The 10,678-nt window shown below is 48.2% G+C and carries 6 protein-coding genes; 5 read left to right on the top strand and 1 reads right to left on the bottom strand.

Annotation, left to right across the window (positions count from 1 at the left end; genetic code table 11):
* The first annotated feature begins 474 nt into the window (after nucleotides 1–474).
* The 5 genes from VNM22_02395 (at nucleotide 475) to VNM22_02375 (ending at nucleotide 9,837) form a co-directional block, all read left to right on the top strand.
* Nucleotides 475–846, top strand: a complete 372-nt coding sequence (locus VNM22_02395) for a DUF6152 family protein (protein ID HWP45988.1) — start codon at nucleotides 475–477, stop codon at nucleotides 844–846.
* Nucleotides 846–1,340: a DUF6644 family protein gene (locus tag VNM22_02390; protein ID HWP45987.1), complete on the top strand. Its 495-nt coding sequence runs from the start codon at nucleotides 846–848 to the stop codon at nucleotides 1,338–1,340. Before VNM22_02395 ends, VNM22_02390 begins: the two co-directional genes overlap by 1 nt.
* Before the next feature lie 392 nt (nucleotides 1,341–1,732).
* Nucleotides 1,733–5,023, top strand: coding sequence for an efflux RND transporter permease subunit (locus VNM22_02385; GenBank protein HWP45986.1), 3,291 nt, complete (start codon nucleotides 1,733–1,735; stop codon nucleotides 5,021–5,023).
* A 312-nt stretch (nucleotides 5,024–5,335) separates the two neighbouring features.
* Complete coding sequence (locus VNM22_02380; protein ID HWP45985.1) at nucleotides 5,336–6,604, top strand: efflux RND transporter periplasmic adaptor subunit; 1,269 nt, start codon at nucleotides 5,336–5,338, stop codon at nucleotides 6,602–6,604.
* On the top strand, nucleotides 6,601–9,837 hold the full coding sequence (locus VNM22_02375) for an efflux RND transporter permease subunit (protein HWP45984.1): 3,237 nt from the start codon (nucleotides 6,601–6,603) through the stop codon (nucleotides 9,835–9,837). Before VNM22_02380 ends, VNM22_02375 begins: the two co-directional genes overlap by 4 nt.
* 392 nt (nucleotides 9,838–10,229) lie before the next feature.
* On the opposite strand, the gene VNM22_02370 is transcribed toward VNM22_02375, so the two are convergent.
* A complete protein-coding gene (locus tag VNM22_02370) occupies nucleotides 10,230–10,466 on the bottom strand; it encodes a hypothetical protein (protein ID HWP45983.1) in 237 nt (78 codons plus the stop codon).
* Nucleotides 10,467–10,678 lie beyond the last annotated feature (212 nt).

The following is a 10,678-nucleotide window of genomic DNA, read 5'->3' as shown; positions in this document are numbered from 1 at the left end:
CTGGTTGAGTAGCGAAATGCATTGAATCTCCTTCGTGAGGGCAAGCTCCCTCTTTTTGCAAGGTGGGTCAACCGGGACGGTTGACCTACTAACCGTTTTGAACCCATCCTCCCAAATCGAAAAATGTGGGTAAAGATAAGGCATCCTGGGGAGAGGTGACTCTACGTGGCCCTTACATAGGCAACCTACTCTAACTCCCCCCACACACAGGGAAGGAAGGGAGGGGTTGACCCTGCTTTACACCCCATTTCGATACCGACTTGGTAATAGGGGTTGGTATGGTCAGGCAGGTAGCGGTGGGAGCAATCTACTGTAAAGTCCGCTTAAAGGTTTTTTCACTTCATTCCTTTTAAACACTTATAAAGCAATTATTGGCATTTTACTTGACCGGATTTTTATAGGGTTTATTTTGAATAAAAAGAATGTCTGGAAACTTTAGACTTTGGACTTGTTTTTCCTAAAGGGAGGTTAGAAATGTCAAGACAAGGGATTTTTATACTGACGATAGCCTTCTTCTTGATTACAGGAGCCACCGAAACTCATGCCCATCATGGATGGAGTGGATATGACGATAGCAAGACTTTGAACTTTACAGGGACTATTCTGGAATCGGGTTATGAGCATCCCCATGGATATGTTAAATTAAAGGTGACAGAATCGGGATCTGAAAAAATTTGGCGGGTTGTCCTGGCACCCCCCTCTCGCATGGAGCGTCGGGGCCTCACTAAAGAGATGCTTCAGCCCGGAAAGACGGCTACGGTGGTAGGTTATCCCCATCGTACCGTAGAAGACGAAATGCGGGCAGAGCGGATTACCATTGATGGGAAAACCACGGAGTTACGGTAATGCATGAACTGATAGGTCCGGCCTGGTTAATTTGGCTGGAAACGAGTGCCCTTGCCATAGCCATGCGGCAGTGGCGATGGCTTTATCCCATCATAGAAATTGTACATATTGTAGGTTTTGTTACCCTGGTGGGGGCTGCTTTCATGTTTGATCTTCGGTTACTGGGTCTGTCTCGTCATGTTCCGGTTATAGATTTAGAGCGACACCATCTACGGTGGGCACGTTTAAGCCTGTTGCTTGTGATACCTTCCGGCCTCATGATGTTTATAGCCCATGCAACGGAAATGGCTGCAAATCCTGCTTTTCGTCTAAAGCTGATCTTGATTGCTGCTGCAGGCCTCAACGCCTTAGTCTTTCACAAAGGTATTTTCAAATCGGTGAAGACCTGGAACCAGGAAATTGAAACCCCTTGGGCTGCGAAGCTTGCCGGGATCCTCTCCCTTATCTTCTGGACCGGAGTTATCTCCTGTGGTCGCCTCCTGGCATACCTGTAAAGGAGATCTTTCCACTGGAGAGAAAACGAAAGTAAAATCAACTCTATAGAGATGGGAAGGAACTCAGACGGCTATTTATGTGGTCCCTTCTTGGGTAGAGGAACCAGTATCCGTATCAATTTAGTAGGTGGAAAAAGAAACACCCTCCTGGCCCCTTAGTAGGTGGAAAAAGAAACACCCTCCTGGCCCCCCCTCCAGAGGGGACTTCAGCAGCGGCTACCCCCCTGGCCCCCCTCTAGGGGGGTATGCAGACAGAAAAAAGTGACCCCTACTAAATGATTACAGTTACGAGGAACCATAATAAACTTGCTTATTTTATAAAAGCATGGTAGTGTATTTCAGGTAAGCCTTCATCAGATTAAGTCTGAAGGGTTATTATTCCGAAAGGTCTTATGCAAAAACTTGCCGAAGTTTGTATTCAGCGTCCCATCTTTGCATCGATGCTTATCCTGGCCCTGGTCGTTGTAGGAGCAACCAGTTACTTTCGGCTGGGGGTTGATCGTTTTCCCTCGGTTGATGTACCCACCATCAGCATACGCACAACGTTTCCAGGTGCCTCGGCAGAAGAGGTTGAAACAGAGGTCTCCCAACGGATTGAAGAAGCTGTCAATACAGTGGAGGGTATTAATGAACTCCGTTCGGTTTCGGGTCAGGGTAGTTCGGTTGTTATTATTACCTTTAATCTGGACCGAAACATTGACACGGCTGCCCAGGATGTACGGGATCGTATTGCTACAATCCTGCCGGATTTACCCAGCAATGTAGATCCACCTGTTGTATCAAAATTCGATAATGATTCCTCTCCTGTCATGACCGTGGCCCTTTCTGCTAACCGGCCTGTTCGGGAATTAACCGAGCTTGCAGATAAGATTGTAAAGGTACAACTGGAGCGGTCCTCGGGAGTCGGAGAGGTACGCATTGTTGGGGGTTTGGAACGGGCCATTAATGTTTGGGTTAGTGCTCATAAACTTGCAGCCTATCATATTCCCATTACGGCGGTACGGGATACCATTGTACGTCAGAATGTGGATGTACCGGGTGGAAATGTGACGGCAGGTCCCGTAGAGCATGTCCTCCGTACCATGGGGCGTGTGATAGATCCAAAGGAGTTCAACGAACTGGTTATTGCGACTGTCAACGGCGTACCCATTCGAATTCAGGATATTGGTTGGGTTGAGGATGGAACGAAGGAGCAACGCTCACTGGCCCGGTTAAACGGCGTACCGACGGTTACCCTGGAGATTCGGCGTCAATCAGGGGCCAATACTGTTGCCGTCATCGAAGCTGCCAAGAAAAGCCTCGCAAAGATTTCTTCTCAACTACCACCAGATGTAAGGCTAGAGGTCATTCAAGATCAGTCCCGTTATATTTATGCAGCACTCCACGAGATCAACCTGCACCTCATTTTAGGGAGCCTTCTGGCCTGCCTGGTTGTTCTGATCTTCATGCGGAGCTGGCGCTCCACCCTTATTGCAGGAATTGCTATCCCCACTTCTGTTATTGCTACGTTTGGCATGATGTGGGCCCTGGACTTCACATTGAATAGCGTGACGATGCTGGCTTTGGTCTTGATGGTTGGAGTCGTCATCGATGATGCCATTGTGGTGTTGGAGAACATCTTTCGTTTCGTTGAGGAGAAGAAAATGCGACCGTTCGAGGCCGCCCGCCTGGCCACAGCAGAGATCGGTCTGGCTGTCATGGCCACCACTTTAAGCCTTGTAGTCATCTTCGTTCCTGTTTCCTTCATGTCAAGTATTTCGGGCCGTTTCCTTTATCAATTCGGTATTACTGCGGCTGTAGCGGTTCTGGTTAGCCTGCTGGTTTCTTTCACTCTAACCCCTATGATGAGTGCACGTCTATTGCGGGCTGAGGACGCAGTTATGGGAGATGCTCACAGCCCGGCTCGATCCAGGAAAGGGTTCTATGCCTGGCTCGATCGGGGATATGCCCGGACTCTGGCCTTTGCCATCCATCACAGAGCCCTGATCTGTCTTCTCGCCCTGGGGGTCATGGCTTCCTCCATACCCCTTTACAGGCTGGTCAAACAGGAATATATTCCCAGCGATGTCGATGAAGCCGAGTTTAATGTGATTGTAACCGCACCGGAAGGTACCAGTCTTGCCGCTATGGATAAAATTATGCAGGCCGTTGAGTCTGAGTTACGCTCAACTCCAGGCGTACGGCTTGTTTTGGCTTCGGCAGGGGGCGGGTTTCTCAGCCGGGTTAATCAGGGGAGCGTATATGTTCGCATTGCACCCCATGAAGAACGTACCTTCTCTCTTACCCGGTTATGGCATGGAATTTTACACGGCGATCCCCTCCAGGCTTTTCGGGGTAATTATACCCAGCGGGATGTTATGCAGGACGTACGACGCCGCCTGAAGAAATATCGTAATATTCGTTTTACGGTACGTAATGCCCCCTCCTTCAATATTGGAAGTGGTAATTTTGAGATCGATTTTGTACTTCGGGGGCCTGATCTTACGGCCCTTGCAACCTATGCCGAGCAACTTCGAGAAAGATCCCAGGAATTGGGGATTATAGACGCAGATACCACCCTGAGGTTGGATAAACCTGAGTTGCATGTGGAAATCGATCGGGCCCGTGCTGCAGATTTGGGTGTTGATCCCACAGATATTGCTACAGCACTTCGCTTGATGGTGGGGGGAGATCAGAAAGTCTCACGATTTCGAGATATATCGGTCAATGACGATTATGATGTGCAACTTCGCCTGGTTGAAGAAGATCGAAATAACCCGGAGACCATCTCACGGCTCTATCTTCCTCACCGGGGAGAGGGACTGGTACGACTGGATAACATTGTACGAATCGTTCCGGCTCAAGGCCCTTCACGAATAGACCGTTTGGATCGACAACGACAGGTGAGTTTACGGGCATCGATCGCACCTGGCTATGCCCTGGCGGATCGACTGGAAGCCCTGCGAAAAGCAGTTGCCGAGATGAACCTGCCCCCAGGCTATACAACCAGTGTTTCAGGCCGCGGTCGAGAGCTAGAACGTACTTTTAACGAGTTTATCTGGGCCTTCTCACTTTCCATTGTCTTCATGTACATGATTCTGGCATCCCAGTTCGAAAGTTTAATTCATCCCTTTACTATTTTACTTTCCTTACCCCTCTCCGTACCTTTTGCTCTCCTCTCCTTGTGGTTTACGGGAAATACGTTGAATCTCTATTCAGCCTTAGGTATCCTAGTACTTTTCGGAGTTGTAAAGAAAAACTCGATCCTTCAAATCGATCATATGAATAATTTGCGGGCTAATGGGATGGATCGGACGGCGGCTATCATGCAAGGGAACCGAGATCGATTACGGCCTATTTTGATGACGACCCTGGCTCTTGTAGCCGGAATGCTACCCCTGGCCGTGGGTACCGGTCCGGGTGCCGAAGAAAGACGGACCATTGCCGTGGTGGTCATCGGCGGACAAACCCTCTCACTCTTCCCGACCCTATTGGTTACTCCTGTTGCTTATTCACTTCTGGATGATCTCGGAAGTCTGCTTCAACGGCGACGTCTTGCTATCAGAAAACTCCAACTGGCTGGCCGATTTCAGCTGCAGGAACTGTGGCAAGGTAACGGCCAGGTCCCATCACCTTCTGCAGAGGATCATCCTGTTCCGATTCCCCTTCATCCAACTGAAGATAAGCCGGATAAAACCCCGTAGCATTCTCTAATTTCTGGAATAAGCTTCCCTCCCCGACCCTTCCCCTATGAAAGATAGGGGAAGGGGCGTAGGCCTCAAGCTGAGGATCAGACCTGAGGTCCAGACACCCCTTAGGAAGGTGTTCAGGCCGAAAATAAGGCTTTTCCCCTTCTTAGCTGGATGCGTAGGGGAAAGGAAGACCCTTTTGCCCATCCTGGGAATCTAAATCCCGTCCTGAAAATGCATTTGACACTTCCTTCTCTTCTGGGTAAATTGAATAATAGACCATAAAAATTGTATTAAAATGTTTTTTTCGTCTTTATGAGGCAAAAAATGAAACCTTTAAGTTATCAAAAAGTTCGACTCCTTTTTTCTCCTTTATTTCTTCCCCTGAAAGGATTTGGACTATTATGGATTATCCTGATATTTCTTACGGCCTGTTCCCGGGGAGACGCCAGTGGAAAATCTGATCAGCCTAGGCAGAGGGCAGCCGTACCGGTCACTGCAGCTACGGTAGTTGAAAAAACCGTTCCGATCCAGATAAAAACCATTGGGACGGCCGAAGCTTATTCCGTTGTGGCGGTCCGGGCCCAGGTAAATGGAGAACTGACCGGGGTGTATTTCCAGGAAGGTCAGGATGTGAAGAAAGGGGATCTTCTTTTTACCATTGATCGAAGACCTTTAGAGGCGGCACTTAGACAGGCTGAAGCCAATCTGGCAAAGGATATAGCCCGCTTAAAACAGGCTGAAGCCAACCTGGCAAAAACCGCTGCCCAGGCAAAAAATGCCCAGGTTCAAGCGCGACGCTATGAGAGCTTGAATCAGCAGGGGATTATTTCTAAAGATCAATATGATCAGATTCGTACCAATGCAGAAGCCCTTCAGGCAGCCTTGCATGCAGATCAAGCTGCTGTAGAAGATGCCAAAGCAGCTATTCGTGCAGATCAGGCGGCTATAGAGAATGTTAAACTGGAGTTGGAGTACTGTTCCATCCGGTCTCCTTTGGACGGGCGAACAGGAGATCTTATGGTTCATCCGGGGAACCTGATCAAAGCCAATGATACGGTCCTGGTAAATATCAATCAAATCAGTCCCATTTATGTTACTTTTTCCGTTCCTGAACAAGAACTCCCTGAGATAAAGAAATATATGGCACAGGGGAAACTCCAGGTGGAAGCTGAAATACCTAACTCGGAAGGGAATCCGGTAAAAGGGGTCGTTACCTTTGTAGACAATGCGGTAGATAAAGCTACCGGGACTATTCAACTCAAAGGAACCTTTGATAACGAAGAAAAACGTCTCTGGCCCGGCCAATTTGTTAATGTAACTTTAACCCTTACCACCCAACCTAATGCCATTGTGGCCCCATCCCAGGCCATTCAGGCAGGACAACAAGGTTCCTACGTGTTTGTCATTAAACCTGACCTTACGGTTGAATCCCGTCCTGTGGTTGTAGCCAGGACATTGGAAAATGAAAGCATCATTGAGAAGGGACTTCAACCGGGAGAGAAGGTAGTCACAGACGGCCAACTTCGGCTTACTCCGGGTATGAAAGTAGAAGTGAAGAACGATCAAGGAAGTAACAAGGAGGCAAGTTCATGAATATTACAGAGCTTTTTATTCGTCGCCCCATTACCACCACACTCCTTATGATGAGTTTTCTACTCTTTGGGATTGCAGGATATCAACTCCTGCCTGTGAGTGACCTGCCCAACGTAGATTTTCCCACCATTCTGGTAACTGCGAGTCTTCCTGGAGCCAGTCCCGAAACCATGGCGGCCTCGGTAGCGACTCCTTTGGAGCGACAATTTTCTACCATTGCGGGCCTGGACTCGATGACCTCCACCAACACCCTGGGAAGTACCCAGATTACTCTCCAGTTTAATTTGAGCCGGGATATTGACGCGGCGGCTCAAGATGTCCAGGCGGCCATTGCCCAGACTGCTCCTCAACTTCCCCAGAATATGCCAAGTCCGCCCTCTTATCGCAAGGTAAACCCTGCCGATCAACCTATTCTCTATTTGGCCCTAAGTTCTCCGACCCTTCCCCTCTCAACGGTTAATGAATATGCCGATACGTTTATTGCTCAGCGGGTTTCCATGATCAGCGGGGTTGCTCAGGTCCAGGTTTTTGGCTCACAGAAATACGCAGTTCGTATCCAACTGGATCCTAAAGCTCTGGCCAGTCGGGCCATTGGAATAAATGAGGTGGCCAACGCAATCCAAGAGGGAAATGCAAATTTACCAACCGGTATGCTATCCGGACCTCAAAAGGCTTTTACCGTGGAGACCAACGGCCAGCTTATCGATGCGGTGGCGTATCGCTCACTCATTGTAACCTATCGTAATGGCTCCCCGGTGCGCCTTCAGGAACTCGGTAGAGTTATTAGTAGTGTAGAGAATGACAAAATCGCAAGCTGGTACAATGATATCCGTGCCATCGTTCTGGCTATTCAACGTCAGCCGGGTACCAATACCGTAGAGGTCGTAGATTCTATCAAAAAGCTTCTCCCCACCTTCCGGGCCCAGATGCCGGCCTCGATTGACCTTAATATCCTTTATGATCGATCTGTATCGATACGTGAATCGGTCAATGACGTCAAGTTTACGCTGGTTCTGACGGTTTGTCTGGTCGTTTTAGTCATCTTTCTTTTCCTGCGTAATCTCTCGGCTACGATTATTCCCAGCCTGGCCTTACCTATGTCGATTATTGCCACCTTCGCCGTGATGTACCAACTGGGCTACAGCCTGGATAACCTTTCTTTAATGGCTTTGACCCTGTCGGTGGGTTTTGTGGTCGATGATGCCATCGTTATGCTGGAAAACATCGTCCGGCATATGGAGATGGGTAAAGGAAGGATGCAGGCAGCCCTGATCGGGTCTAAAGAAATTGGGTTTACCGTTTTATCCATGACCCTGTCCCTCGCAGCCGTTTTCATTCCTGTGCTCTTCATGGGGGGGATCCTCGGACGTCTGCTCCACGAGTTCGCTGTAACGATTAGCATGGCCATACTCGTCTCCGGTTTTGTTTCTTTAAGCCTTACCCCTATGCTTTGTAGTCGATTCTTACGCCCACCCAGTGCACAAAAGCAGGGTCGTTTCTATGCCGCTTCGGAGCGTGTCTTCGAAGGAATGCTCCGGGTTTATGATTGGAGTCTGAAAAAGGTCTTACGCCATCGCCTCATAACCATGATCATCTCGGGGATTATCCTCGTGGCTACCCTATATCTTTTCCTCATTACCCCTAAAGGATTCCTCCCCAGTGAAGATACCGGACAGATCTTTGCTTTCACCGAAGCTGCCCAGGGAACTTCCTTTGATGCCATGGTAAGGTACCATCAAGCCCTGGGAGCTATTCTCCAGCAAGATCCCTATGTAGATTCCTTCATGTCCAGTATCAGTGGAAGCAATACAGGTCGCCTATTCATTCGTTTGAAACCTCGCTCCGAACGTCAGTTGAGTGTAGACCAGGTCATCCAGGAGTTAAGACCTAAATTGGCGACGGTCCCAGGAATTCAGGTTTTTATGCAAAATCTTCCTCCCATTCGTATCGGTGGTCAGTTGACCAAGAGTCCTTACCAGTTTACCCTCCAGAGTCCAGATACCCAGGAACTTTATCATTATGCACCGATCCTCGAAGCTAAGATGCGGGAATTACCCCAACTCCAGGATGTAACCAGTGATTTGCAAATCAAAAATCCCCAGGTGAATATTGAAATTTATCGGGATAAAGCAGAAGCCCTTGGAATTACAGCCCTCCAAATCGAAGAAACCCTTTACAGTGCCTATGGATCCCGACAGGTTTCGACCATCTATGCACCTAACAATCAGTACAAGGTCATTATGGAAGTAGAACCTCAATATCAAATGGATCCAACCGCTTTATCTTTACTCTATATCCGATCCTCCAGTGGACAACTGGTTCCACTCAAGGCAGTTGCCAACATCACATTGGGTGTGGGACCTTTATCGGTGAATCATTTGGGTCAGCTTCCGGCCGTTACCCTCTCTTTCAATGTCAGGCCCGGAGTATCTTTAGGAGAGGCGGTTGCTTTGGTGGAAGACCTGGCCCGTAAAACGCTCCCTTCTACCATCAGTGCCAGTTTTCAAGGTACGGCCCAGGCTTTTCAATCCTCCTTGCAAGGTTTAGGGCTTCTCCTGATTATGGCCATTCTCGTAATCTACATCATACTGGGTATCCTCTACGAGAGTTTTATTCACCCTTTAACAATTCTTTCGGGTCTCCCCTCTGCCGGATTTGGAGCTTTATTAACCCTGCTCCTCTTCCATCGGGATCTGGATATCTATGCTTTTGTAGGTATTATCATGCTGGTCGGTATCGTAAAGAAAAATGCTATTATGATGATCGATTTTGCGTTGGATGCTCAAAGAAATGAAGGGAAAAATCCGGCGGATGCCATCTATGAAGGGAGTCTTATTCGGTTCCGTCCTATTATGATGACCACCATGGCAGCCCTTATGGGTACTTTACCCATTGCATTGGGTGTCGGTGCCGGTGCGGAAGCCCGTCGTCCCCTGGGTCTGGCTGTTGTGGGAGGTCTCTTGTTCTCTCAGATTCTTACGCTCTATATTACACCTGTTTTCTATATTTATATGGAATCCTTACGAGAAAAGCTGAGCAGACGATTTCGAGGCCGCACCCAGATCCCAGAAGGTCCGACCGCTCAGCTACCCGCTCCCGAACTCCTGGAGGCAGAGCCGCTGGAGACTACCATCACCGATAACGGGCGACGCAGTGAGCATCCTGTAGAAACAGGTAATGGAATGAGACGGAATGGACAACACCCGGTAGAACGGGGAGTCGGTTCCAGATAGTACCTTTTCTTTAAAGGTAACTTTACAAAATAGCACATAGCAGTGTACTAGGGGCTTCTCTCACACGTTGGCTGCCATATTCGGAAGAATCTAGGAATTGTTAATTCTTTGGACGTAAGGTTTGGAGGAGAAGGCCGGCCTAGGGTATGATCTGATTGTGTTCCACAGGGTAGAATTTTGAACTTTGGATTTCTCTTCCCAATAGAACGATTCTCCCGGCTGCTTATTTTCCCTATCGATGATTATTTATTCGTAGGGGTTCTTCAATTATAGGAAACAGGTGATAAAATCCCTGGCTATAATTCCTGGTTTTTGTGGAGCTTCCAAATTTCCAAACCAACAACTGGAAGTTCTACATATTTCCCAACTGACCCCCGACAGACGCGGATCAATTATGAGCAATGTCGGCAAACCCCATATCCCTCTCCGCCCAATACATAGGAACTGCATCCTGGCGTATCACAACGATATACAGATTCTTCCGCTCCGCAGTTACAGCGAATGATAACAGGTTCTACTTCGTAAGGACTCAGGATTTTGATTTGACCACTGAATTGACTACACTTTAAGCAGAATATTGCTTGATCCAAAGATAAATGGTCCCAGGTAATGAGATTTTCAGCCTTCATAACTTCCCCTTCTATAGAGCAAACACTAAACTTTGTAAAGGCATAATTATCAAGCGGGACGCTTAACCTACTAACTATTGGTGCTAGTTTTTTAAATTGAAAGAGCCATGCAGGTTCTCCAATATTATCAACAAAAACTCTTTTTCACTCATTTGGAGGTAACCTGCATGACTACCATAGAGTTTATCACCGAATTGTTCTGTCGGGTAGAT

The organism is Candidatus Limnocylindrales bacterium (assembly GCA_035559535.1).
Taxonomy (GTDB): Bacteria; Moduliflexota; Moduliflexia; order Moduliflexales; family JAUQPW01; genus JAUQPW01.
The sequence above is the reverse complement of the archived record's forward strand: the minus strand, read 5'-3'. Positions and strand labels throughout refer to the sequence as shown.

Excerpts from the sequence above, each read along its gene's own strand:
- VNM22_02390 (HWP45987.1), top strand. The coding sequence starts at position 846 with ATGCATGAACTGATAGGTCCGGCCTGGTTAATTTGGCTGGAAACGAGT.
- VNM22_02380 (HWP45985.1), top strand. The coding sequence starts at position 5,336 with ATGAAACCTTTAAGTTATCAAAAAGTTCGACTCCTTTTTTCTCCTTTA.
- VNM22_02385 (HWP45986.1), top strand. The coding sequence starts at position 1,733 with ATGCAAAAACTTGCCGAAGTTTGTATTCAGCGTCCCATCTTTGCATCG.
- VNM22_02375 (HWP45984.1), top strand. The coding sequence starts at position 6,601 with ATGAATATTACAGAGCTTTTTATTCGTCGCCCCATTACCACCACACTC.
- VNM22_02395 (HWP45988.1), top strand. The coding sequence starts at position 475 with ATGTCAAGACAAGGGATTTTTATACTGACGATAGCCTTCTTCTTGATT.
- VNM22_02370 (HWP45983.1), bottom strand. The coding sequence starts at position 10,466 with ATGAAGGCTGAAAATCTCATTACCTGGGACCATTTATCTTTGGATCAA.